Origin of the sequence: Citrobacter sp. Cpo147, from assembly GCF_030332405.1 — a bacterium.
GTDB lineage: Bacteria > Pseudomonadota > Gammaproteobacteria > Enterobacterales > Enterobacteriaceae > Citrobacter > Citrobacter portucalensis.
In genome coordinates, this window is the sequence record NZ_JAOWHX010000041.1 from 356,249 (window position 1) to 380,396 (window position 24,148).

At 53.5% G+C, this 24,148-nt stretch carries 26 protein-coding genes and 1 tRNA gene; 9 read left to right on the forward strand and 18 right to left on the reverse strand.

Annotated elements, in window-relative coordinates; all coding sequences use genetic code 11:
• Nucleotides 1-139: 139 nt before the first annotated feature.
• The 7 genes from OGY06_RS22365 to OGY06_RS22395 all read right to left on the reverse strand — a co-directional run bounded on the left by OGY06_RS22365 (nucleotide 140) and on the right by OGY06_RS22395 (nucleotide 5,467).
• Complete coding sequence (locus OGY06_RS22365) at nucleotides 140-412, reverse strand: ogr/Delta-like zinc finger family protein (protein WP_001185337.1); 273 nt, start codon at nucleotides 410-412, stop codon at nucleotides 140-142.
• Nucleotides 412-1,173 (reverse strand): phage polarity suppression protein, encoded by a 762-nt coding sequence (locus OGY06_RS22370; protein ID WP_001066197.1) that lies wholly within the window; start codon nucleotides 1,171-1,173, stop codon nucleotides 412-414. The genes OGY06_RS22365 and OGY06_RS22370 overlap by 1 nt, the downstream gene beginning before the upstream one ends.
• 400 nt (nucleotides 1,174-1,573) lie before the next feature.
• Complete coding sequence (locus tag OGY06_RS22375) at nucleotides 1,574-4,246, reverse strand: TOPRIM and DUF927 domain-containing protein (RefSeq protein WP_000211877.1); 2,673 nt, start codon at nucleotides 4,244-4,246, stop codon at nucleotides 1,574-1,576.
• Nucleotides 4,243-4,626 (reverse strand): DUF5375 family protein, encoded by a 384-nt coding sequence (locus OGY06_RS22380; protein ID WP_175330035.1) that lies wholly within the window; start codon nucleotides 4,624-4,626, stop codon nucleotides 4,243-4,245. Before OGY06_RS22380 ends, OGY06_RS22375 begins: the two co-directional genes overlap by 4 nt.
• Complete coding sequence (locus OGY06_RS22385) at nucleotides 4,623-4,907, reverse strand: hypothetical protein (protein WP_001027162.1); 285 nt, start codon at nucleotides 4,905-4,907, stop codon at nucleotides 4,623-4,625. The genes OGY06_RS22380 and OGY06_RS22385 overlap by 4 nt, the downstream gene beginning before the upstream one ends.
• A gap of 31 nt (nucleotides 4,908-4,938) precedes the next feature.
• A complete protein-coding gene (locus OGY06_RS22390) occupies nucleotides 4,939-5,298 on the reverse strand; it encodes a hypothetical protein (protein ID WP_039023359.1) in 360 nt (119 codons plus the stop codon).
• Nucleotides 5,291-5,467: a host cell division inhibitor Icd-like protein gene (locus tag OGY06_RS22395; protein ID WP_001118612.1), complete on the reverse strand. Its 177-nt coding sequence runs from the start codon at nucleotides 5,465-5,467 to the stop codon at nucleotides 5,291-5,293. The genes OGY06_RS22390 and OGY06_RS22395 overlap by 8 nt, the downstream gene beginning before the upstream one ends.
• A gap of 190 nt (nucleotides 5,468-5,657) precedes the next feature.
• Here OGY06_RS22395 and OGY06_RS22400 point away from each other — a divergent pair, with 190 nt between their 5' ends.
• Complete coding sequence (locus OGY06_RS22400; RefSeq protein ID WP_000190569.1) at nucleotides 5,658-5,843, forward strand: YlcI/YnfO family protein; 186 nt, start codon at nucleotides 5,658-5,660, stop codon at nucleotides 5,841-5,843.
• Nucleotides 5,844-5,939: 96 nt separating this feature from the next.
• On the opposite strand, the gene OGY06_RS22405 is transcribed toward OGY06_RS22400, so the two are convergent.
• The 4 genes from OGY06_RS22405 to OGY06_RS22420 form a co-directional block, all read right to left on the reverse strand.
• Nucleotides 5,940-6,170 (reverse strand): helix-turn-helix transcriptional regulator, encoded by a 231-nt coding sequence (locus OGY06_RS22405; RefSeq protein WP_001670042.1) that lies wholly within the window; start codon nucleotides 6,168-6,170, stop codon nucleotides 5,940-5,942.
• A gap of 369 nt (nucleotides 6,171-6,539) precedes the next feature.
• Nucleotides 6,540-7,178 carry a hypothetical protein gene (locus tag OGY06_RS22410; protein ID WP_121528458.1) on the reverse strand — a complete coding sequence of 213 codons (639 nt, stop codon included), beginning with the start codon at nucleotides 7,176-7,178 and terminating at the stop codon, nucleotides 6,540-6,542.
• A 30-nt stretch (nucleotides 7,179-7,208) separates the two neighbouring features.
• A complete protein-coding gene (locus OGY06_RS22415) occupies nucleotides 7,209-8,471 on the reverse strand; it encodes a tyrosine-type recombinase/integrase (RefSeq protein WP_080084040.1) in 1,263 nt (420 codons plus the stop codon).
• A gap of 164 nt (nucleotides 8,472-8,635) precedes the next feature.
• Nucleotides 8,636-8,720: transfer RNA gene (locus OGY06_RS22420), tRNA-Leu, on the reverse strand.
• 230 nt (nucleotides 8,721-8,950) lie between these two features.
• Between OGY06_RS22420 and ahr the strand changes: the two genes are divergently transcribed.
• Nucleotides 8,951-9,970, forward strand: a complete 1,020-nt coding sequence (ahr, locus tag OGY06_RS22425; RefSeq protein WP_111466188.1) for an NADPH-dependent aldehyde reductase Ahr — start codon at nucleotides 8,951-8,953, stop codon at nucleotides 9,968-9,970.
• Nucleotides 9,971-10,117: 147 nt separating this feature from the next.
• Entirely contained in the window at nucleotides 10,118-11,620 is a 1,503-nt protein-coding gene (locus tag OGY06_RS22430; protein WP_206160189.1) for a helicase HerA-like C-terminal domain-containing protein, read from the forward strand.
• Between the two features lie 103 nt (nucleotides 11,621-11,723).
• On the opposite strand, the gene lptG is transcribed toward OGY06_RS22430, so the two are convergent.
• The 3 genes from lptG to OGY06_RS22445 form a co-directional block, all read right to left on the reverse strand.
• Nucleotides 11,724-12,806: an LPS export ABC transporter permease LptG gene (gene lptG, locus OGY06_RS22435; protein ID WP_003025875.1), complete on the reverse strand. Its 1,083-nt coding sequence runs from the start codon at nucleotides 12,804-12,806 to the stop codon at nucleotides 11,724-11,726.
• Nucleotides 12,806-13,906, reverse strand: a complete 1,101-nt coding sequence (lptF, locus tag OGY06_RS22440) for an LPS export ABC transporter permease LptF (protein ID WP_003830254.1) — start codon at nucleotides 13,904-13,906, stop codon at nucleotides 12,806-12,808. The genes lptG and lptF overlap by 1 nt, the downstream gene beginning before the upstream one ends.
• A 62-nt stretch (nucleotides 13,907-13,968) precedes the next feature.
• Nucleotides 13,969-14,019 (reverse strand): hypothetical protein, encoded by a 51-nt coding sequence (locus OGY06_RS22445; RefSeq protein WP_212723231.1) that lies wholly within the window; start codon nucleotides 14,017-14,019, stop codon nucleotides 13,969-13,971.
• A gap of 153 nt (nucleotides 14,020-14,172) precedes the next feature.
• Between OGY06_RS22445 and pepA the strand changes: the two genes are divergently transcribed.
• From pepA to OGY06_RS22465, 4 genes are all read left to right on the forward strand, one after another.
• The gene (gene pepA / locus OGY06_RS22450; RefSeq protein ID WP_003025870.1) at nucleotides 14,173-15,684 is read left to right on the forward strand and encodes a leucyl aminopeptidase; all 1,512 of its coding nucleotides are present in this window, start codon (nucleotides 14,173-14,175) and stop codon (nucleotides 15,682-15,684) included.
• 119 nt (nucleotides 15,685-15,803) lie between these two features.
• A complete protein-coding gene (gene holC, locus OGY06_RS22455) occupies nucleotides 15,804-16,247 on the forward strand; it encodes a DNA polymerase III subunit chi (RefSeq protein WP_003830256.1) in 444 nt (147 codons plus the stop codon).
• A complete protein-coding gene (locus OGY06_RS22460; RefSeq protein ID WP_008786064.1) occupies nucleotides 16,247-19,102 on the forward strand; it encodes a valine--tRNA ligase in 2,856 nt (951 codons plus the stop codon). The genes holC and OGY06_RS22460 overlap by 1 nt, the downstream gene beginning before the upstream one ends.
• A gap of 206 nt (nucleotides 19,103-19,308) precedes the next feature.
• On the forward strand, nucleotides 19,309-19,812 hold the full coding sequence (locus OGY06_RS22465; RefSeq protein WP_003830259.1) for a GNAT family N-acetyltransferase: 504 nt from the start codon (nucleotides 19,309-19,311) through the stop codon (nucleotides 19,810-19,812).
• Between the two features lie 26 nt (nucleotides 19,813-19,838).
• Here the strand turns inward: OGY06_RS22465 and OGY06_RS22470 are convergent, their stop codons facing one another.
• The 3 genes from OGY06_RS22470 to rraB form a co-directional block, all read right to left on the reverse strand.
• Nucleotides 19,839-20,669, reverse strand: coding sequence for a hypothetical protein (locus tag OGY06_RS22470; RefSeq protein ID WP_003830260.1), 831 nt, complete (start codon nucleotides 20,667-20,669; stop codon nucleotides 19,839-19,841).
• 165 nt (nucleotides 20,670-20,834) lie between these two features.
• Nucleotides 20,835-21,593, reverse strand: coding sequence for a tRNA isopentenyl-2-thiomethyl-A-37 hydroxylase MiaE (gene miaE / locus OGY06_RS22475; protein ID WP_148362521.1), 759 nt, complete (start codon nucleotides 21,591-21,593; stop codon nucleotides 20,835-20,837).
• Nucleotides 21,594-21,644: 51 nt separating this feature from the next.
• On the reverse strand, nucleotides 21,645-22,070 hold the full coding sequence (rraB, locus tag OGY06_RS22480; protein ID WP_003025845.1) for a ribonuclease E inhibitor RraB: 426 nt from the start codon (nucleotides 22,068-22,070) through the stop codon (nucleotides 21,645-21,647).
• 163 nt (nucleotides 22,071-22,233) lie between these two features.
• On the opposite strand from rraB, the gene argF reads away from it, so the two are divergent.
• Nucleotides 22,234-23,238, forward strand: a complete 1,005-nt coding sequence (gene argF, locus OGY06_RS22485; RefSeq protein ID WP_003830265.1) for an ornithine carbamoyltransferase — start codon at nucleotides 22,234-22,236, stop codon at nucleotides 23,236-23,238.
• A gap of 106 nt (nucleotides 23,239-23,344) precedes the next feature.
• Here the strand turns inward: argF and OGY06_RS22490 are convergent, their stop codons facing one another.
• Nucleotides 23,345-23,797 (reverse strand): YhcH/YjgK/YiaL family protein, encoded by a 453-nt coding sequence (locus OGY06_RS22490; protein WP_048215052.1) that lies wholly within the window; start codon nucleotides 23,795-23,797, stop codon nucleotides 23,345-23,347.
• 238 nt (nucleotides 23,798-24,035) lie between these two features.
• Here OGY06_RS22490 and pyrL point away from each other — a divergent pair, with 238 nt between their 5' ends.
• The gene (pyrL, locus tag OGY06_RS22495) at nucleotides 24,036-24,137 is read left to right on the forward strand and encodes a pyr operon leader peptide (protein ID WP_003025819.1); all 102 of its coding nucleotides are present in this window, start codon (nucleotides 24,036-24,038) and stop codon (nucleotides 24,135-24,137) included.
• Nucleotides 24,138-24,148 lie beyond the last annotated feature (11 nt).

Consider the following 24,148-nt stretch of genomic DNA (forward strand, 5'->3'; position numbering starts at 1 on the left):
TTTCGCGTCAAAAACGGCGCATGAGACTCATGCGTTTTCATGCACCATAGACATGCACTCATGCGCTCTCAGGCCAGCCAGGAAAAAGGCGTAAAAAATCCCGGTACAGTACCGGGATTACGTGGGCGTTTTATGTTGATCAGACAGGGATTTGCTGACGGCTTGACAGTTTTGATGCAGAGCCATAGCGATTGAGCGTTTTCTTTTGCTTTTCAGGCTCTTCCGGTTCATCTGATTCCTGTTCATTGCGCCTGGGTTTCATAATTATCGTATCCACACTTTCCAGTGCGGTAAATGTGCAGGAACATTCAAGATTCTGGCACTGATACCATGAGCGTTTAACCGATGGTGCTTCATAGGCGGAGGTTCTGGCGTGTGCCGTAGTGCCGCATTCGGGACATTTAAGTGCCATCAGATACCCTCCGCGGCTCGGTTACGTTTTTGCAGTTCTTCACGTTCCTGCCGGATCTTCATTTTATGAAGGGCCGCCGGAGAGGGAAGTTTGCGGAAATCAGCAAGGGCAGCATAATCCGGCGCAACACCTGCCAGTTTAAATACCGGGTCCTGTTCCGGCATCGCAGCGTTAGTAAGAGCCGGTTTGGTGATATGTTTGTGAATAAAGTCTTTCAGTACTGTGTCCGGGTCATTAACTGAATTCACCACACCCACAACGGCACTGGCTTCCCGCCCCATTGTGGTTTTGAGCAGGCTCAGTGTCTGGATTAACGCCTTACCATGCGACTGCATGAAGTCTTCCCAGATTTGCTTTGCGCGAATTTCCACAAGGGTGTTATGTGCGCTGATATACTGCCCGGCTAATTTCCCGGCCTCCTGCGGTAATAAGGCATTTTCGCTTTCCTGAGCTGCCAGCAGTTCATCAAAATCCTCAAGCGTTTCTCGTCCCAGCGCAATTTCCGTGCGCAGTTTTTTCATTTCCTTTGAGACTACGCCCTGACTTTCACGAAACAGCGTGCGCCACTCCTCATTCAGCGCGTTAGTCGTGGCTTCCATTTCAGCGCGGCGCTGGCGGATTGTCGCAATATTATCTGCTGCCGCTTTTTGCTGACGACGTGCTTCAAGCCATGCGTTTCTGGTTGTGTTCAGGGTTTCCAGTGCCCGCTGCGTTACAGCCGGAAAAGTGGAAAGGCTGGTATTCTCTGCGGTGTTGTTCATGACTTCTCCTGTCGGGTTGCTTCGTTACGTCAATTGTGTCGTGGCTGACACAAGCGCACTATCGATGCTCAGTGTGTGGTGGCTGGCACAACGGGCGTTTGCAGTTATTCAGGCGTGGCTATGAAAGCCAGCCAGATAAAAATGCCTCGGTTTCAGTCTGCGTTATGTCCCTGCTGTGGTGGAACAGGTGAAACATGTGTTACAGCATTGTTTTATAAAGTATTTATATGCACAGCACAGGTGGAACATCGCGGGTAACAAGGTGGAACAGCAGATCGGCTGGCGTTCCACCTGTTCCACCTCACTATTTCAAAAGGTGGAACAGGCTCAGCCCTTGTAAAATACGGTTGTTCCACCTGTTTCACCTGTTACCCTTAATAAATAAGACTCACGCAAAGCCTTAACCCGGCACCTCGCTGTTGAAGACATAGAGTCTGCGGGGATTCATCTCTGGCGGGCGAATGGTTGTCTGTAGCTTGCCATCGGTGGAGGGCAGCAGGTATCCACGATCCGCGCACAAACGCGCCACCTTGCGTGGGTCAAATCCCCGGCAGATTTCTTTCCAGCCGGACGGCATGACGTAGAACGTGGTGACGGCTTCCGTGCCCTGCGCGGTACTGCCTTTCTCCACCCTGCGCCAGCCCACCATATTGCCAGGGCGGTTGCGCTCGTCGTGCCAGTCTGCAAAGCGGCTGTACTGATTCGCGGTAAAGAAACTGCGTACCTGCTCCAGCGCGGCAATATCTTCCTGATTGGCAGTATGCCCGCGATCTTTCAGCCATGCGTTCAGGCAGACGCGGGTTGCCCGCAGCGCTTCACCCTCAGGCCAGCCGGTGATCCCCAGACGGGTTGCCAGCTCGCCCGCCATCGCCACCAGTGCAAATCGGTTGACGGCCCGGCCCACCTGATTACCCGCATCTTTCGGGGTCAGCGCGGCGGTATATTCCTTCATCAGTGACTTTGCCTGTGCCGTCAGCCCGTTAAGGTCAGCGGTCAGGGCTTTCAGCCACTCCCGGAACGGCGAACCGTAGTAGCTGGACGTGGCCCACTCCAGATGTTCCGCCAGTGCCTTGCCGCTGTCGAAGCCGTGCAGCTCCTCAAATACGCCAAATTTCCCGGAATCGCTGGGGATCTGGATCATCCTGACTTCCATCCCGGCAAAGGTACGCTCACCAGCTTTTGCCGCATGTTCGGTCAGTGACAGCTCGCCGGTTGAAAAGAACAGCAGCCGCCATTGCTTACGGGTGCGCAGCTCACCGTCCGTACCGGCACGGCCCTTGCCCTGACCGTTTGCCAGCATGTAGGCGATATTGCCTGCCTCGCGTCCGTCCACCTCCCGGATCTCATCGAGCATCATGGCGGCATCGTTGCGGCGGCTGGCGCATCCCTCCAGCGCGTTGCCGGTTGCCCGCCACGTCTGCCAGTAGTCAGGCCCGCCGCAGACGGAGGTTGCCGCTTTCATGGTGGTGGTCTTACCGTCCGTCGATTCCCCCTTGAGGTGATAGCCGCCGCCGTCCATACCAACCAACCGTAACAGGGGGGCAGCAAACGCCAGACTGACGGCAAACGCCACGCGGGAGTTGCCGGTGCAGTAGCGGGAAACGTGCTCCCGCCATTCCTCCGTTGTGCCCGACACGCGGAAATCGCGACCCTGCACGGAAGTGGTCTGGAGAATGACACCCTCTGCACCTTCACCGCTGACCTCATCCTGCAGGACGTAAACCTGACCATGCCAGCCGGTGCGGCTGACGCAGGTCACGCGGCGTTCCGGTTTACAAAGAGAGATATATTCCATAAGGCGTGCGCGGGCCTCACCGGTGGTGCTGATATAGGACAGTCCGTTGACCAGCAGTACCCGGCGCAGCTCCTCACCGCTGCCGCTCAGCATTTCCATCGGCATCGCCCAGCGGCGGCGCTCACCCCACGTATCTTCCCACTCCAGCAGTCGCCCGAAGTTACCGCCATCAGCATCGCAGGTGATTGCCGTCACACGCAGCGGGTTGCATATTTTGACGTTCTGGATCTCCGTTTCACCGTTGCGCTGTACCTGTTTTTCATACCAGAGATATTCCTGGGTAAGACGGAATCCGTGCGGCAGCTGCGTGCGGCCCTCCCCACACAGCACCAGACCATTACGAAAGGCTTCACGGGCGCGGGTAATACCGTGCTCCCGATGGAAATCATTCCAGTCAGCCTTAATCTCTCCCGGTGGCAACGTCATCCAGCCGCCGACGGCTTTTGCAGCCCGTTCAGCAAAGGATCTGCCGGGATTTTCGCCCCCGTCCTGAAAATCGTTATCACCGGCGATGATAATTTTTACCTCAGGCCAGCGTGCCCGCAGCGACTGCGCCACGTTGGGCAGGTTGCCTGCAGATATGGCAGCCACTACGCATCCGGCGGTGAGCTGGCTCACCGTCAGTGCCGTGGCGTAACCTTCGGTAATCACCACCTGTACCGGCGGTTCAGACGGTAACGGGCTGAGCGCCACAAACGCGCCTTTCATCGTGCTGCCGGGCAGTATACTTTTTTCACCCGTCGGGGCGATAAGCTGCGCACCGGTCACGGCTCCGGCGTTGGTGGTGAGCGGTAACAACAGGGAACCGGCAGGAAAATCCTTACCGCTGATATGTTGCACGCTTCCGGTCAGGGAGGCCGGATATCCGGCAAATCCTTTCCCGTTCAGATAGGGGCTTTCTCCCGTGTGGCTCTCTTTCATCAGCGCCGCCACGGTAAGGCTCATATCGCGTTTAGGGGCTTTTTGCCTGGCGGGCTTAACGGGCAGTTCCTGCACATCCGGCACATTAAGCACCTGCGCCACCTCCTGCGCAGCCTTTCTGACGCCGTAACCGGTCATGAGCTTAACCAGATCCAGACCATCACCATTGCCGCACTGGCTGCAAATCCACGTCCCGCGCCCGTCAAGGTCATCGAGGCGAAAACGATCCTTGCCCCCACATTTCGGGCAGGGACCGTGCCTGCCGTTTTCAGGTACATCAATACGCAGCATCTGCAGAATAACGGGCCATTTCCCCCGCGCGGCGGCTGAAATCTGCGTAACCGTCTGTGTTGTCATACTTCCCCCTGATGCAGCGCCACACCCGTGCTGCAGAAGTCATCAAAGGCCGCCGGAAGCGTGCGGTACAGCTCCGCCATCACTTCACAGCCGTGCACAGTCAGTACCGGCGGCGCGGTCAGCAATGATGGTTCCAGCATGTCAGTCAGCAGCGCCAGCGCCGCCGCTGCTCCCTGTGCTTCGCCATATTCGTTAATCAATGCGCACTCGATATGCAGGGCAATGGCCATTTCAATACGCTCAACCGTCAGGCTGTGCGGACCATACTGATCGCTGCCGGTTTCGTTCAGCGTTTTCTGCCGCCATGCCGATGCAATAGCCCGCCGGTACAGCGCGGTGGTCATTTCTGCCGGGAAAATGGAAACCTGCGGCTGGTTCATTTGGCACCTCCTTCAATCAGTGCGCAGCTGTGCGCAATATCCGTCAAATCTGCCCGCAGGTATTCCATCAGCGCGGCGACACCCGGCGCACAACCTGCATCAAGTGCTCCGACCTGAGACGGGTATTCAGAAAAGAGAAGCTGGAGCATGTCGCAGGCATTTCTTGCGCGGGTCAGCTTTCCAAAACCGTCCTCTGACAACCCATAGGCAAAAGCACCGGTATTGTGTTTTTCAGGCAAAGCGCGGCCCTGAGCACTGTTGTGCCCGTTTGAAATATTCATCGTGGATTACTCCGTTTTCAGCGGTGTTTTGTCAGAGAAAATTTGAATAGTGACTGTCGTCAGGTTCAGCAGAACGCCGTATGCTGCGCTCCCGCCAGCGGGTAAATACCACTGACGGGTGCAGCGTCAGCGGGCCGGAGCCACTACCGCCTGCCGGAGCTGGTGAAGGTTTAAAGAGCGGCGCATCAAACAGGCGCGTATACCGCTGTTCAAACCATGCCAGAGGGCAGGAAGAAATCTGGTTGTCGCTGTCATAACGTATCAGCACTTCTCGGCTGAATTCAGGATTAACCAGTGCCACGGAGGGAGTGGCTTCCATTAATCGGATAATCGTGACGGTCCAGCCATGTTCATGCTGCCAGCGTTCGCCGGGTTGCGGATAATTACGCATGTTCACCTCCGCAGGGAATGCGACCGGCAAAGCTCAGCACGTAGTCCGGGGCCAGTCTGCGCCGCGCTGAGCGCTCGTTATCTGCGGTGATCCTTAACATCACAGGACGGGCATTGCGTTGACTGCGGTTGATCGCCGCAAATAACCAGGTACACTTCTGTTTAGCCATCTTCGTTTCCTCATACAGCGGATTGGTCAGAGGCCCGGTTAGTGTTGCTGCACTGCCGGGCTTCGCCTTTTTCACCCTAGAACACTTAAGGTGTGGCCCACTATAAATATCAGGTGTGGCCCACGTCAATGCTTTTCTTTGTTCTTTTCCCGTGTATACTGTGGCCCACCAAACATACGGAGATTCAGTAATGGCTACCGGTACAAAGAATGCTAAATCACAAGCCTTAAAGGCACGAGTGCCACATGACGTAGTTGAAGCGATGGAAATGGTGAAAGAAGAGGACGAAAGTACGTCACAATTCATCATTACATCCATGCAAAGTGAGATCAAACGCCGCCAGCGCAGGAAAGTTAAGCCAGAGCAAGGAGGCTGAATAGAGAAGCTAACAGACGTTCTCTCAGGCTCCATGCTAATTTCAGTAAGCGACAATATTTTTAAGCCCACAAACTCAATATGTCGGGCTTTTTTATTAGTGATTTTCATGCCGTTCACCACGAGAGGCATATATTTGCTCTTGAATCCAGTGATCGACTTCGCTTTCAACAAATGAAATTGCACGAGTTCCTATTTTTACTGGGCGGGGAAATGTATTATTTGAAAGCTGTTTGTAAAGCCATGCCTTGCTACGCTGAACGCGTCTTAACACCTCTTTTGCTGAAATAAGAGTCTGATTGTCTGAAAGGTTGTTTGCATATTCCATCTTGTTACTCCGTGTTCTACTTAAGTTCACGGTGACTTTAAACACTGAAAAAAAGTGATTCTAGTGATAATGGAATCTATTAATACAAACGCTGATTCTATTGAAACGTGATAGTTTCTACTGAAAAAAGAAATAATGTTCATATGAAAGAACACGAGAAGAGGAAAACGCACAACAAAATAAAATCAATAAAATTCATATAGATAGCAATGCAGCACAAACAAATCATACGTTAGAAGGTATTATTGCGTTTTATCGATTCATATTACTCAGGGATTACCACAGTATTATACTGTATTACCCCCTATAGCCCCTTAAGGCCTCTTGTAGCCCCTTTTAATGAGAGATATACAGATAGTAATAATAAATTCACTCTCCGTATTTTATAATGTCTTTCCCCAGCTTTATTTTCTTATAAAACGTAGCTTTTTTAACCCCTTTCAATAGAATCTCATTCTCATTACAAAAAGAAACAATATCATTATATATAACACTATTATCGCTATAATTTCCCTTTCCATGTTTCTTAAGCAACTCAATTAGTAAGTAAATTAATTTACAACTATAATTATCCTCATCATCTTTTCTGTACTGCCCTCTGCCATTACTCCTTAACTTTTTACCAACTTCATATAATTCACTTCCTCCTAGCATCATTAAAATATCGTCCCAATCTTTATTTTTTACTTGTTGTTGCAATGCGTTCTCAATTCTTTCCTTAATTTCAGGAGGTACAATATCTTCCCTCTGAAAGATATAAGCGGCAGTTAATACTAAATTCGCCTCCACTTTTTGCGTGGCGGATATGTTTTTATATTCATTAATCAATTGTAGATTTCTGGTTATTGCCTTTCTTAACCGAATAACCTCTTTTAATTGAATATCAGTCAATTCATCATTTTCGGTATCATAGTCAAAACCATTCATAGCAAGCGCCACTTCGTGCGGTGTAATGTACGTTAACCTATTAAAATAAAACAAATTATTATCAGATTGAGTGTTATTCATTTGAATCTCTCCTCAGTACCACAATGGTAATTATTTTCCATGCACACGCGCAAAATCATATGGTGTGATAGATCCATTCTTGTTAGCATCAATGTAATCAGCCCACCATTGCAGCATTAATCTTCTTTCTTCAAGATATTCAGAAGTATGCATATATGAACCTTTCACGTTTTTTCGTTCAACGTGACTTAGCTGTCTTTCAATGGCATCATCATTCCATAGTTTCGACTCACTTAGCGCACCACGCGCCATAGTTCTAAAACCATGCCCACATACTTCTGTCTTCGTATCATATCCCATTACACGTAAGGCGCTATTTACAGTATTTTCACTCATTACTTTTTTAGGATCATGATCGCTGGGAAATATAACCTCGCCTTTACCGCTCAAGGCATGTAAACGTTTAAAAATATCAAATGCTTGTTTGCTAAGCGGAACAATATGTTCAGTTTTCATCTTCATCCCACGCTCAGAGTGTTTTACGCCGGGAATAGGTTTACGAATTCCGGGTATCGTCCACTCGCTTCGTTCAAAGTTAACCTCACTCCATCGAGCAAAACGCATCTCACTTGAACGAATAAATGTGAGTAGCGTTAATTCAACGGCAAGCCGTGTTATTAGTCGCCCTTTATAGCGTGATAGTCTTTCAAGAAACTCAGGGATTCTTTTTGGGGGTAGTGCTGGGTGATGGGTTGCCTTAACGCTTAAAAGCGCTCCAGCCATATCACTGGCAGGATTTGATTCAAGAAGGTCATTCTGCACACCGAAACGCATAATTGCGGTTACGCGCTGCATCAGTCGCTGCGCAACATCATGTTTACCTGCCGCATCAACAGCTTTGATCGGATTGAGAAGCTGGCTGGTTCTCAACGTTCTGGCGTCAATTTGACCTATCGAGGGGAAAATATACTGCTCAAGCGTCAGCAGAACGCGACGGCTATGATCTTCGCTCCAAGTTAGGTTACTTGCGTGCCATTGCCTTGCGATAGTTTCAAATAAATATGCCCCCTCAATTTCAGCTTGTGCCCCCTTTTGCTCAGCTTTGGGGTCAATGCCCTGAGACAACAATTTCTTTGCTGCATCGCGCTTACCCCGAGCCTCAGCCAAAGTGATCGTCGGGTATACACCAAAAGCGAGCCGATCTTCCTTTTTGTCAGATGGGCGGCGATATTTCATGCGCCAATACTTGGAACCTTTTGGGGAGACTTCAAGATACAAGCCGCCTCCATCAGCCATTTTATAGGCTTTCTCTTTCGGCTTTGCGGTCTCTATCTGGCGAGCATTGAGTTTCATTTTGGGGGCACAAATCCTGATCGAATTGACATGCCCCCGATTATGCCCCCAAAAGAGGGTAGACCACAAGAGACCAACAAAGGCCATGAAATACGGTAACTGGCTTGTTTTTAAGGATTTTTTCTGGATTTGTAGACTTCAGGAAACGTCAAAAGAAGTGTTAATGGTGCCGAAGGCCGGACTCGAACCGGCACGTATTTCTACGGTTGATTTTGAATCAACTGCGTCTACCGATTTCGCCACTCCGGCACGGAAGGGATGCGGAAAACGTTGTGGATTATACCTGTCATGCGCCACCATGCAAGCGCCAGCGTGTGTCTGGCTCGCTAAGTGTTGAAAATTTCAGCATTACCTTTTGTACCTGCAATCAACATCACGGTTTAGCCCACGCAATAACCGCCTTAATCCCCCCTTCTGCGAAGCGTCCCGTTTCCCCATGCTCTACACTTCCAGTTCAACACCACACTGAGGGAAACACGATGTCGATGATAAAAAGCTACGCTGCAAAAGCGGCGGGCAGCGAACTCGAACTCTATGAATATGATGCTGGCGAGCTTAAGCCGGAGGATGTAGAAGTCCAGGTCGATTACTGCGGTATCTGCCATTCCGATTTGTCGATGATCGACAACGAATGGGGATTCTCTCAGTATCCGCTGGTTGCCGGGCATGAGGTGATTGGTCGCGTGGCGGCGCTCGGCAGCGCGGCGCAGGATAAGGGCCTGAAAGTTGGTCAGCGCGTCGGCGTTGGCTGGACGGCGCGCAGCTGCGGGCATTGCGACGCCTGTATCAGCGGTAATCAGATTAACTGTCTGGAAGGGTCTGTTCCCACAATTCTTAATCGCGGCGGCTTTGCCGAGAAGCTGCGGGCCGACTGGCAGTGGGTGATCCCGCTGCCGGACAGTATCGATCTGGCAGCCGCTGGCCCCTTACTGTGCGGCGGCATCACGGTGTTCAAACCGCTGCTGATGCACCATATCACCGCCACCAGCCGCGTCGGGGTGATCGGCATCGGCGGCCTGGGGCATATCGCCATTAAGCTGTTACATGCGATGGGTTGCGAAGTGACCGCGTTCAGCTCCAATCCGGCGAAAGAGCAGGAAGTGCTGGCAATGGGGGCGGATAAAGTGGTCAACAGCCGCGATCCGGATGCGCTAAAAGCGCTGGCGGGCCAGTTCGATCTCATTATTAACACGGTTAACGTCGATCTCGACTGGCAGCCCTATTTTGAAGCGCTGGCCTACGGCGGTAACTTCCATACCGTCGGCGCGGTGCTGAAGCCGCTGCCGGTTCCGGCGTTCACCTTAATTGCCGGCGATCGCAGTATCTCTGGTTCGGCGACCGGTACGCCGTTCGAACTGCGCAAGCTGATGAAGTTTGCCGGGCGCAGCAAGGTGTCGCCCACCACCGAACTGTACCCGATGTCGCAAATTAACGAAGCTATCCAGCACGTGCGTGACGGCAAAGCCCGCTACCGCGTAGTGCTTAAAGCCGACTTCTGATCGTCTTTGCCGGGTGGCGTAAGCTTCCCGGCTATTCTCCCCGCTATTCCAGACAGGTTAAATTCTCCTCACAATCTCTGCAATTTAGCGGTGAAGAGTGCGTCACGGTTGCCTATACTCCAGGCAGGATAAATGGAGGAAATCTCAATGAGCGCACCCCTGCTAATTGCCCGCACACCGGACACCGAATTGTTTTTACTGCCAGGTATGGCCAACCGCCACGGGCTGATTACCGGCGCGACCGGGACCGGTAAAACCGTCACGCTACAGAAACTGGCCGAATCGTTGTCCGAGATTGGCGTGCCGGTATTTATGGCCGATGTGAAAGGTGACTTAACCGGTGTAGCCGAGGAAGGACAAGCCTCTGAAAAGCTGCTCGCCCGCCTGAAAAATATCGGCATTACCGACTGGCAACCGCATGCTAATCCGGTCACCGTGTGGGATATCTTCGGCGAAAAAGGTCATCCCGTGCGGGCTACTGTATCTGACCTCGGACCGCTGCTGCTGGCCCGTCTGCTGAACCTCAACGACGTGCAGTCCGGTGTGCTGGATATTATCTTCCGTATTGCCGATGACCAGGGTCTGTTGCTGCTCGATTTCAAAGACCTGCGGGCCATCACCCAGTACATTGGCGATAACGCTAAATCCTTCCAGAATCAGTACGGCAATATCAGTAGCGCCTCGGTCGGGGCTATCCAGCGCGGACTGCTGTCGCTGGAGCAGCAGGGCGCGGCACACTTCTTTGGCGAACCGATGCTGGACATCAAAGACTGGATGCGTACCGACGCCAGCGGCAAAGGGATGATTAATATCCTCAGCGCCGAGAAGCTCTATCAGATGCCCAAACTGTACGCTGCCAGCCTGCTGTGGATGCTCTCCGAACTGTACGAACAATTGCCGGAAGCGGGCGATCTGGAGAAGCCCAAACTGGTGTTCTTCTTCGATGAAGCGCACCTGCTGTTCAACGATGCCCCGCAGGTGCTGCTGGATAAAATCGAGCAGGTGATCCGCCTGATCCGCTCGAAAGGGGTCGGCGTGTGGTTCGTCTCGCAAAACCCGTCGGATATTCCGGACAACGTGCTTGGTCAGTTGGGGAACCGCGTGCAGCACGCCCTGCGCGCATTCACGCCGAAAGACCAGAAAGCGGTGAAAAGCGCGGCGCAAACCATGCGCGCCAACCCGGCATTTGATACCGAAAAAGCCATTCAGGAGCTGGGAACCGGTGAGGCGCTGGTGTCGTTTCTGGACGCCAAAGGCAGCCCTTCTGTGGTTGAACGGGCGATGGTGATTGCGCCATGCTCACGGATGGGACCGGTGACGGACGACGAGCGCAACGGGCTGATTAATCACTCTTCGCTGTACGGCAAATATGAAGAAGATATCGACCGCGAGTCCGCCTATGAACGTTTACAGCAAGGCGTGCAGGCCAGTACCGAGCAGCAAAATACGCCCCCCGCCAACGGTAAAGCTGTCGATGTGGATGGCGGTATTCTCGGTGGGTTGAAGGATATTCTGTTTGGCAGCACCGGACCGCGTGGCGGTAAGCGCGATGGCGTAGTGCAGAGCGTGGCGAAAAGCGCGGCGCGACAGGTTACCAATCAGATAATCCGCGGCATGTTGGGGAGTTTGATGGGCGGGAGAAAACGCTAGCCCCGTGTTACGTTGCCGGATGGCGGCGTAAACGCCTTATCCGGCCTACGGGTCCGGAGTAGGCCTGAAAAGCACAACGCCATCAGGCCTACGATTACTGTGATTACGACTTACGTAGCATTAACCACAGGCTTATCAGGAAGAAGCTGGCGCTTGGCAGCAGCGCACCGATAATCGGCGGAATGCCGTACACCAGCGTCAGCGGGCCAAAGATTTGGTCCAGCACATAGAACACAAAGCCAAAGCTAATCCCTGTCACCACGCGCACGCCCATCGGGACGCTACGCAGCGGACCAAAGATAAACGACAGCGCCATCAGCATCATGACCGCCACAGACAGCGGCTGGAAGACTTTGCTCCACATATTGAGCTGGTAGCGTCCGGCATCCTGGCCGCTCGACTTCAGGTACTTCACATAGTTATGCAAACCACTAATCGACAGCGCGTCAGGATCCAACGCCACGACGCCGAGCTTGTCGGGCGTCAGGTTGGTTTTCCAGGTGCCGCTCACCGTTTGCGAGCCGGTGATTTGCTTCGGATCGGTCAGGTTGGATTCATCCACCTGCGACAAACGCCAGACCTTCTGCTCCGGGTCAAATGTCGCGCTTGCGGCATAGCGAACGGACTGCAGACGGCGCTTGTCGTTAAACGAGTAGATGCTAATCCCGCCCAGCTCGGCCTCGCCTTTCACTCGCTCGATGTAGACAAAGCTGTCACCGTCTTTCGCCCACAAACCCTGCTGAGTAGAGAGCAGCGAGCCGCCGTACATCTGCTGCGCACGGTAGTTACGCGCCATCTGTTCGCCTTGTGGCGCGACCCATTCGCCGATAGCCATCGTCAGCAGCACCAGCGGAATCGCGGTTTTCATCACCGACAACGCCACCTGCATACGGGTAAAGCCAGAAGCCTGCATCACCACCAGTTCACTACGCTGGGCCAGCATGCCCAGCCCCAGCAATGCCCCCAACAGCGCCGCCATCGGGAAGAAGATCTGGATATCTTTCGGCGCGCTGAGCAGGGTATACAGCCCGGCGCCCATCGCATCGTAGCTCCCCTGCCCGGCTTTTTTCAGCTGGTCAACGAACTTGATGATCCCAGAGAGCGACACCAGCATGAACAGCGTCATCATGATGGTGGTGAAAATGGTTTTACCGATATAGCGGTCAAGTACACCAAAAGGCTGCATTATACCGCTCCTTTACGCATAAAACGGGCACGCAAGCGGCGCATCGGCACCGTATCCCAGAGGTTAAGCACAATCGCCAGCGCCAGATACGCCAGGTTAACCGTCCACATCCAGAACACTGGATCCAGCTTACCTTTACCACCGTTCGACTTCAGCGACGTTTGAACCAGGAAGAACAGCAAATAGAGCAGCATTGCTGGCAGCATCGACAGCACGCGACCCTGACGCGGGTTCACCACGCTCAGCGGTACGACCATCAGCGCCATCATAAATACGGTGAAAACTAACGTGATACGCCAGGTCAGCTCCGCGCGGGCACGATCGGTGTCGGTCGTCCACAGCGTACGCATGTTCATCTGGTCGGTATCGTTTGGATCCAGCGCCACGGCCTGATGACCGATAATCGCCTGATAATCCTGGAAGTCGGTAATGCGGAAATCGCGCAGCAGCGCGGTACCTTCAAAGCGCGTGCCCTGGTTCAGCGTCACAACCTGAGAGCCATCGCGTAATTGGGTAAGATGTCCGGAATCGGCTACGACGACCGAAGGACGAGCGTTGCCTTTCGGGCGGATTTGCGCGAGGAACACGTCTTTGAAGTTGCTGCCGTCAACGCTTTCGATAAACAGCACCGAACTGCCGTTGGTCGCCTGCTGGAATTGCCCCTGAGCAAGCGCCGCCATACCGGGGTTCGCTTTCGCCTCCGCCAGGACTTCGTCCTGATGTCTGGAGGACCACGGTCCAGCCCACATCACGTTGACCGCCGCAATAATACTGGTAAACAGCGCCAGCACCATCGCCGCTTTCACGAGCACTGCCTTGCTCAGCCCGCAGGCGTGCATGACCGTAATTTCGCTTTCGGTATACAGTTTGCCCAGCGTCATCAACAGCCCGAGGAACAGGCTTAAGGGCAAGATAAGTTGCGCCATTTCTGGCACGCCCAGCCCCAGCAGCGAGAGCACCAGATTTGCCGGGATATCACCGTCAACCGCCGCACCAAGGATCCTGACCAACTTTTGACAAAAGAAGATCAAAAGCAGGATGAATAGGATCGCAAGTTGGCTTTTGAGCGTTTCCCGAACCAGATATCTTATGATTATCACTTTAAATACGCCCGTAAAAACCCGTCTTTTGCCGGAATTTAGCTTGTTTCATGGCTTAAACGTCATTTATTCTCTTGAGTCGTCGAAATCGTCGCTAAGATCATTATACTCAACGGATCCACCTCTCAGAAATTGTTCTGACGTGCCAATGCCGTAATAACGTTAAGATTAACACGAAGTCACCGCAACAGCGGGTATGAGTTACGAAAGCTTGCAATTCTATCCGTAGCCACCGCCGTTGTCTTTAAGATTCAGGAGCGTAGTGCATGGAGTTCAGTGTAAAAAGCGGTAGCCCGGAGAAACAGCGGAGTGCGTGCATCGTCGTGGGTGTCTTTGAACCACGCCGCCTCTCTCCGATTGCAGAGCAGCTCGACAAGATCAGCGACGGGTACATCAGCGCACTGCTGCGTCGCGGCGAACTGGAAGGCAAACCGGGTCAAACCCTGTTGCTGCACCATGTTCCTAACGTTCTGTCTGAGCGAATTCTCCTCATTGGATGTGGCAAAGAGCGCGAACTTGATGAGCGCCAGTACAAGCAGGTCATTCAGAAAACCATCAATACGCTGAATGATACTGGCTCAATGGAAGCCGTCTGCTTTCTGACCGAGCTGCACGTCAAAGGGCGCAATAACTACTGGAAAGTGCGTCAGGCCGTTGAGACGGCACAGGAAACGCTGTACAGCTTTGATCAACTGAAGACCAACAAAAGCGAGCCACGTCGCCCGCTGCGTAAAATGGTCTTCAATGTGCCGACCCGCCGCGAACTGACCAGCGGTGAGCGTGCGATCCAACACGGTCTGGCGATCGCCGCCGGCATCAAAGCGGCAAAAGATCTTGGCAACATGCCGCCGAACATCTGTAACGCCGCCTACCTGGCCTCTCAGGCGCGCCAGCTGGCAGACAGCTACAGCAAAAATGTTGTGACCCGTGTGATCGGCGAGCAACAAATGAAAGAGCTGGGCATGCACTCTTATCTGGCCGTCGGTCACGGCTCGCAGAACGAGTCGCTGATGTCGGTCATCGAGTACAAAGGCAATCCGTCCGAAGACGCGCGTCCGATCGTGCTGGTCGGTAAAGGGTTAACCTTTGACTCCGGCGGTATCTCAATCAAACCAGCCGAAGGCATGGATGAGATGAAATACGACATGTGCGGCGCGGCAGCGGTATACGGCGTGATGCGCATGGTGGCCGAGCTTCAGCTCCCCATCAACGTTGTCGGCGTGCTGGCGGGCTGTGAAAACATGCCGGGTGGCCGCGCGTATCGCCCAGGAGACGTGCTGACCACCATGTCTGGACAGACCGTTGAAGTGCTTAATACGGATGCCGAAGGCCGTCTGGTGCTGTGCGACGTGTTAACCTACGTCGAGCGCTTTGAGCCAGAAGCGGTGATTGACGTCGCGACCCTGACCGGCGCGTGCGTAATTGCGCTGGGCCATCACATCACCGGCCTGATGTCGAACCACAACCCGCTGGCGCATGAGCTGATCGGTGCGTCCGAGCAGGCTGGTGACCGCGCGTGGCGTTTGCCGCTGGGTGATGAATACCAGGAGCAGTTAGAGTCCAACTTTGCGGATATGGCGAACATCGGCGGACGTCCTGGCGGTGCCATTACCGCGGGCTGCTTCCTGTCACGCTTTACCCGTAAGTACAACTGGGCGCACCTGGATATCGCCGGTACCGCATGGCGTTCAGGGAAAGCCAAAGGCGCAACCGGTCGTCCAGTGGCGCTGCTGTCGCAGTTCCTGCTCAATCGTGCCGGTTTTAACGGCGAAGAGTGATGTAAAACGCCGGGTGGCGGCTTCGCCTTACCCGGCCGACAACGTTACTCAACCGTAGGCCGGGTAAGCGTAGCGCCACCCGGCTTTGCATTTAAATCCACAACAAGAAGCCCCATATCATGAGAAACGCAACGTTCTATATTCTGGACAATGACAACACCGTCGATGGCTTAAGCGCCGTTGAACAACTGGTGTGTGAAATTGCCGCAGAACGTTGGCGTGCTGGCAAGCGCGTGCTGATCGCCTGTGAAAACGAAAAGCAAGCTCTTCGACTGGATGAAGCTCTGTGGGCGAGACCGGCAGAAAGTTTTGTTCCGCATAATCTGGCGGGAGAAGGCCCCAGAGGCGGCGCGCCGGTAGAGATTGCCTGGCCGGAGAAACGCAATAGCAGCCCGCGCGACCTGCTCATCAGTTTGCGCGTTGGCTTTGCAGATTTTGCCACCGCTTTCACAGAAGTGATAGACTTCGTTCCTTACGAAGATTCTTTGAAACAATCGGCACGCGATCGCTACAAAGCTTACCGCGTGGCTGGTTTTAACCTGAATACGGCAACCTGGAAATAATGGAAAAGACATACAACCCACAAGATATCGAACAGCCGCTTTACGAGCACTGGGAAAAGCAGGGCTATTTCAAACCTAACGGCGATGAAAGCAAAGAGTCCTTCTGCATCATGATCCCGCCGCCGAACGTCACCGGCAGTTTGCATATGGGTCATGCTTTCCAGCAAACCATCATGGATACCATGATTCGCTACCAGCGCATGCAGGGTAAAAACACCCTGTGGCAGGCCGGTACCGACCACGCGGGTATCGCTACCCAGATGGTGGTTGAGCGTAAGATTGCCGCTGAAGAAGGTAAAACCCGTCACGACTACGGTCGCGAAGCGTTTATCGACAAAATCTGGCAGTGGAAAGCGGAATCCGGCGGCACCATTACCCGTCAGATGCGCCGTCTCGGCAACTCCGTTGACTGGGAGCGCGAGCGCTTCACTATGGACGAAGGTCTTTCCAATGCCGTGAAAGAAGTCTTTGTTCGCCTGTACAAAGAAGATCTGATCTACCGTGGCAAGCGTCTGGTCAACTGGGACCCGAAACTGCGCACCGCTATTTCTGATCTGGAAGTGGAAAACCGCGAGTCTAAAGGCTCCATGTGGCACATCCGCTATCCGCTGGCCGACGGCGCGAAAACCGCAGACGGTAAAGATTACCTGGTCGTCGCCACCACCCGTCCGGAAACCGTACTGGGTGATACCGGCGTAGCCGTTAACCCGGAAGATCCGCGCTATAAAGATCTGATTGGCAAATTCGTTGTTCTGCCGCTGGTTAACCGCCGCATTCCGATCGTCGGTGATGAACACGCCGACATGGAAAAAGGCACCGGCTGCGTGAAGATCACCCCGGCACACGACTTTAACGACTACGAAGTCGGGAAACGTCACGGCCTGCCGATGATCAACATTCTGACCTTTGACGGTGACATCCGTGAAACCGCGGAAGTGTACGACACCAAAGGCGAAGAGTCCGACGTTTACTCCAATGAAATCCCGGCTGAGTTCCAGAAGCTGGAACGTTTTGCTGCGCGTAAAGCGGTGGTTGCCGCCGTTGATGCCCTGGGTCTGCTGGAAGAAATTAAACCGCACGACCTGACCGTACCTTACGGCGACCGTGGCGGCGTGGTTATCGAACCGATGCTGACCGACCAGTGGTACGTCCGTGCCGACGTGCTGGCGAAACCGGCGGTTGAAGCGGTTGAAAACGGCGACATCCAGTTTGTACCGAAGCAGTACGAAAACATGTACTTCTCCTGGATGCGTGATATTCAGGACTGGTGTATTTCCCGTCAGCTGTGGTGGGGTCACCGTATCCCGGCATGGTATGACAACGACGGCAATGTCTACGTTGGCCGTACCGAAGACGAAGTGCGTCAGGAAAACAACCTCGGCGCCGACGTTGCGCTGCGTCAGGACGAAGACGTTCTCGATACCTGGTTCTCTTCTGCACTGTGGACCTTCTCTACGCTGGGCTGGCCGGAAAATACCGACGCACTGCGTCAGTTCCACCCAACCAGCGTGATGGTTTCCGGCTTTGACATTATCTTCTTCTGGATTGCCCGCATGATCATGATGACCATGCACTTCATCAAAGATGAAAACGGCAAGCCGCAGGTTCCGTTCAAGACCGTCTACATGACCGGTCTTATCCGTGACGACGAAGGCCAGAAGATGTCCAAATCCAAGGGCAACGTGATTGACCCACTGGATATGGTCGACGGTATCTCTCTGGCAGAACTGCTGGAGAAACGTACCGGCAACATGATGCAGCCGCAGTTGGCTGAGAAAATTGCCAAGCGTACCGAGAAGCAGTTCCCGGACGGCATCGAGCCGCACGGCACCGACGCCCTGCGTTTCACCCTGGCAGCGCTGGCCTCTACCGGTCGCGATATCAACTGGGACATGAAGCGTCTGGAAGGTTACCGTAACTTCTGTAACAAGCTGTGGAACGCCAGCCGCTTCGTGCTGATGAACACCGAAGATCAGGATTGCGGCTTCAACGGCGGCGAAATGACCCTGTCGCTGGCGGATCGCTGGATCCTGGCTGAATTCAACCAGACCATCAAAGCGTACCGCGAAGCGCTGGATAACTTCCGCTTCGATATCGCCGCGGGCATTCTGTACGAGTTCACCTGGAACCAGTTCTGCGACTGGTATCTGGAGCTGACCAAGCCGGTCATGAACGGCGGTTCCGAGTCTGAACTGCGCGGCACCCGCAATACGCTGGTTACCGTGCTGGAAGGTCTGCTGCGCCTGGCGCACCCAATCATTCCGTTCATCACCGAAACCATCTGGCAGCGCGTGAAAGTGATTTGTGGCAACACTGCCGATACCATCATGCTGCAGCCGTTCCCGGAATATAACGCCGCACAGGTTGATGAAGCCGCGCTGGCCGATACCGAATGGCTGAAGCAGGCGATCGTTGCCGTACGTAACATCCGTGCGGAAATGAACATCGCCCCGGGCAAACCGCTGGAGCTGCTGCTGCGTGGTTGCAGCGCTGACGCAATGCGTCGTGTGAACGACAACCGTAGCTTCCTGCTGAACCTGGCACGTCTGGAAAGCATTACCGTGCTGCCAGCTGATGACAAAGGCCCGGTCTCCGTGACCAAAATCATCGACGGCGCCGAGCTGCTGATCCCGATGGCTGGCCTCATCAACAAAGAAGATGAGCTGGCGCGTCTGGCAAAAGAAGTAGCGAAAATCGAAGGTGAGATTGCCCGTATCGAAGGCAAACTTTCCAACGAAGGTTTCGTTGCCCGCGCACCGGAAGCAGTTATCGCCAAAGAGCGTGAGAAGCTGGATGGTTACGCAGAAGCCAAAGCGAAGCTGATTGAACAGCAGGCGGTCATCGCCGCGCTGTAATTGCCTATGCCGGATAGCGCTGCGCTTATCCGGCAAACGGGCACCGTCATCGTAGGTCGGATAAGCGTAGCGCATCCGACACCACAGACGATAAAGCCTCTGACGCATAGGCTCAGAGGCTTTTTATTGAATTATCCTCGCTTGCGCTTCCCCTCGCCGCAGTGGTATTAACTGCATATGTCTCACTTTTATGTCATGAGTTCGCTATGAGTGCCATTACCTCCGTCGCGGCAACGCTGCGCCGAATTTCTGCCGATGATAACGCCGCCATTGCCCGTGTTATCCGCAAAGTTTCCGCTGAATACGGGCTTACCGCCGATAAGGGGTATACCGTTGCCGACCCTAATCTGGACGAACTGTTCCAGGTTTACAGCCAGCCGGGCGCGGCCTACTGGGTGGTTGAGCAAAACGGTGAAGTCGTGGGCGGCGGTGGCGTTGCGCCGTTAGGATGTAGTGAACCAGGCATTTGCGAGCTGCAAAAGATGTACTTCCTGTCGAGCGCGCGCGGTCAGGGGCTGGCGAAAAAACTGGCGCTGATGGCGCTCGAACATGCCCGCGAGCAGGGTTTTAAACAGTGCTATCTGGAGACCACAGCGTTTCTGACCGAGGCAATCCGCCTGTATGAACATTTAGGCTTTGAGCATATCAGCGAAGCGCTGGGCTGTACCGGGCACGTGGATTGTGAAGTGCGGATGTTAAAGCCCCTCTGACCTTACGCCGAGAGGCTTTAGCCACGTTACTGCATCTCGGCTGAGAGCATCAGTCTAATAACGCCAGCCGCGCGGGCGGTTGGCAGTTTCAGCACCTGTGACCAGAGATCCTGCACTATCTCACAGGCAATCTTCTCTTTGCCGATCGCTTTAGTCGGATCGGCCATGATCTGAATATCCGGCCCATAGCGCTGTACTAACCCAGGGCTTATTGCTTGCAGATCCTGCAACGCCAGCTGTTTCTCTTCTGCAGCGACCGTATGTTTGTTCGGACCATAGGCAGCACGCATCATACTCATATCACTCGCCATACGACGGTTCATGATCTCATGCGGAACCAGACGTGCCGGGTTAATCCCCCCTTTCACTGCCGGAAACAGAAAGCGGAAGCATTCGTCATCACCGATTTTGGCCACAGCAGCGATCTGCTCAAGGTTAATTTTCATATATTCAATGACATTGGCATCTGGCGCCTGCTGCAATCTTGCCATTTGCAACTGAAGAATTTGCGGCTGTATCGCGTCGATAACCTGCTGTTCGCTACTCCCTGCTTTCTTCATCTGCGCTGCCTGGCTGATAATTTTTTGTGTCAGCTCAGGTTCCTGCTCCTTAATCACCTGAAACGCCGGATTGGAGAGCATCGCCTTTTCAAACTGCTGCTCTTCGGTCAGACCATAATCCGGGCTTTCGCGTGGGATCAGGTAGTGCACATCAAACAGATTCCACGCGATAATCGCCAGCACAAAAACCACCGCGCCGGAGATCTTGCCCAGCCAGCCTTTTTTGCGAAACATGCCGACGACGATAGCAATCACCGCCCCGATATAACCTGCCAACAAAACGTGTGCCCAGTTCATTAACCATCCTTATGCCAAATCATCTCTGTTACGGGGATATATTTCCCCTTCGTGTGTTTTGATTATTACGGCAGCAGCGAGCGATTTCCAGCCACCAGATTTTGCTAACAGAAACAGGAAGGATTAAACCGCGCGGCGATGAGCACCGCGCGTCAAAGAAAGGAATTAAGCTGGCACACCGCTGTGGAAGCGGAATTCATCGTCAGGAGAGGTGATCAACGCGGCTTCTACTTCGCCAAAAAACCGCACCCGGCTACTGATATCATCGGCTGAAACCTGCTGCGCCAGCGCCAGGTAATCCTGATAGTGTCGGGCCTCGGATCGCAATAGCGACAGATAAAACGCCTGCAGATCATCATCCAGATACGGCGCCAGCGCGGCGAACCGTTCGCAGGAACGCGCCTCAATGTAAGCCCCGCAAATCAGTTTATCGATTAGCGTTAAAGGCTCATGGGTGCGTACCTCTTTGAGCATGCCTTTGGCGTAACGGCTGGCGGTAATCTTGATATAGGGAATGTTGCGGCTCATCATCGCCTCACGCACCTGCCAGAAATGATGCAGCTCTTCTTTGATCAGCAAAACCATGCTGTCGATAAGCTTGCGTCCCCACGGGTCGTCGGTTTGCGGCATCACGCTTTTGCTTATCTGTTTATTCAGCGCGATAAAATCCGGCTCATCCCCTTCTCTGAAAGCAAACGCTTCATAGGGCTTCAGCCAGTCCAGCAGCGCCTGCGATCCCTGTTTATCCGCGACATACTTACGCACCAGCAGCATCGCCGTTTGCGCCGCTTTCAGCTCACAGACGAGGTGATCGGTCAATAACAGAGGCAGATTCGCTGGGTCTCGCGCTTTATCAAGCCAGGCCTGGGGCGTTTTACAGTGCAGGAAGTTGTAGATCGGGGAAAGTATTTGCAGGTAATCCATACGTTGTCCTTGGCCTGCGGCAGCCTGGGCTACCGCAGGTCAGTAGATGACTTAGTGACGCACGCCGTCATCATCTTCGTCGACGAGGTCTTCATCGTCGCCGTCTTCACCTTCTTCGCCGTTCGGGTCTTCAAAATAGGTACCCCAACCGTCGTATTCCACATCATATTTTTCAGCCAGGTTCATCAGTTGCTCAACCTGAGCATCAATCAACTCCGCATTCAGTGCACATTCGCTCAGAATGTCACAGCAAATAACCGTGTCGCCTTCTTCCACTTCCAGCTCTTCCGGCTCGGTTACTTCATAACCCAGCTTGAAGGCTTCTACTGCCGCTTTTTCCAGGGTTTCGAAGTCATCCGCGGAAAGGTGATGCTCGATGGTGTACAGCGCATCTGGATCGCTGCCATCTTCGAGTAGCTCTTCAATAATCAAGCGCGTTTCTTCACGCTGTTCTTCCAGTAGTTCCGGGTTTGCCATGGCTCGTTCCTCATAATGTCCTGCCGATACTCTTATTGTCACATACCGCTGTCATTGCCTCCACCTTTCCAGGAAAGATTTGTTAAACAAGGTTGCAAATGAATAAACATCCATATAAATTGAATTTTAATTCAATAAATAGCCTAAGCCATGTGAGGGAACCATGTCTGCGTTTTATCAGAAACATTTTTTGAAACTGCTTGATTTCACCTCTGCTGAACTCACGTCACTGCTCCAGCTCGCCGCACAGCTGAAGGCAGATAAGAAAAACGGCACTGAAGTCGCTAAGCTCACCGGTAAAAACATCGCGCTCATCTTCGAAAAAGACTCAACCCGTACCCGTTGCTCTTTCGAAGTTGCCGCATACGATCAGGGCGCGCGCGTGACGTATCTCGGGCCAAGCGGCAGCCAGATTGGCCATAAAGAGTCGATCAAAGACACCGCCCGCGTGCTCGGCCGCATGTACGACGGTATTCAGTATCGGGGTCACGGTCAGGAGATTGTCGAGACGCTGGCGGAATATGCCGGAGTTCCGGTGTGGAACGGATTAACCAACGAGTTTCACCCCACTCAACTGCTGGCGGATCTGTTAACTATGCAGGAACACCTGCCGGGTAAAGCGTTTAATGAGATGACGCTGGTCTACACCGGTGATGCCCGCAACAATATGGGCAATTCCATGCTGGAAGCCGCCGCGTTAACCGGGCTGGATCTGCGCCTGGTCGCACCGCAGGCCTGCTGGCCGGAAGAAAGTCTGGTTGCGGAGTGCAAAGCGCTGGCGCAGAAAAACGGCGGCAATATTACGCTGACTGAAGATGTCGCCACTGGCGTGAAAGACGCGGACTTCATCTATACCGACGTCTGGGTATCAATGGGCGAAGCAAAAGAGAAGTGGGCCGAACGTATTGCGCTGCTGCGTAAGTACCAGGTTAATAGCGCGATGATGGCGTTGACCGGCAATCCGCAGGTGAAATTCCTGCACTGCCTGCCCGCGTTTCATGACGATCAAACCACGCTTGGCAAACAAATGGCACAGGAATATGGTCTGCACGGCGGAATGGAAGTGACCGATGAGGTCTTTGAATCCCCCGCCAGTATCGTATTTGATCAGGCGGAAAACCGGATGCACACCATCAAAGCGGTGATGGTGGCGACGCTGGCGAAGTGAGGGCATGGATGAAAAGAATGCCGGATGGCGATGCTAAGCATCTTATCCGGCCTACAACCGCGCTCCCGTAGGCCGGGTAAGGCGAAGCCGCCCCCGGCAAATACGCTTATGCCACCCGCATTTTCACCACGGCTTTGCGTACCAGCGCTGGAGCACCGACCGCGCACAGCGGTTTATGCACTTCGCCCGGATAAAACACCACGAAATCACCTTCGTTCAGCACCACCGTTTTCTCCTGTACCCCTTCCGGCAGGAAGGCGATATCTTTATCCGCCAGCCAGTCAGTTTCCGGCGCGCCCGCAGGCTGCGTGCTGAAGGTCATGCCTTCCTGACCTTTGAGCAGGATCTGAATATCCAGATAGCGCGCGTGATACTCGGCGCGGCGCTGTGCAAACGGCTCCGTCATATCTTCAGCAATCAGATAAAACAGACGATCGCCGTCGATGTCGTGCTTACCTTTTTCCGTCTCATCCGTCACATGCGCTTTAATGTGTTCAATCGCCTGACGCAGCTCTTCCGGCAGCCAGGCATCCAGGTTGTGAATATTGCCGACAATCATCTCAAACCCCTTAATTAAAACATCGTTTCATTTTAGTTGTTATACGAAAAAATGGTCTGCCATACTACTGCTATTTGCCGATATTTTGCGTCAACGCATGTTTATCTCATTGTTACTGTTTGGCATTCAGGGTGAATGAATATTCATGAGAATCGTTTGCGATGAATAATTTGTGCATTTTTCGCTTGATCCCATAACGGAGCTGAGTATAATCGCGGACAATTTGCCGGGAGGATGTATGGTTCAGTGTGTACGACATTTTGTCTTACCGCGTCTGAAAAAGGACGCTGGCCTGCCGTTTTTCTTTCCGTTGATCACCCATTCCGAGCCCCTCAATTGAGGGGCTTTTTT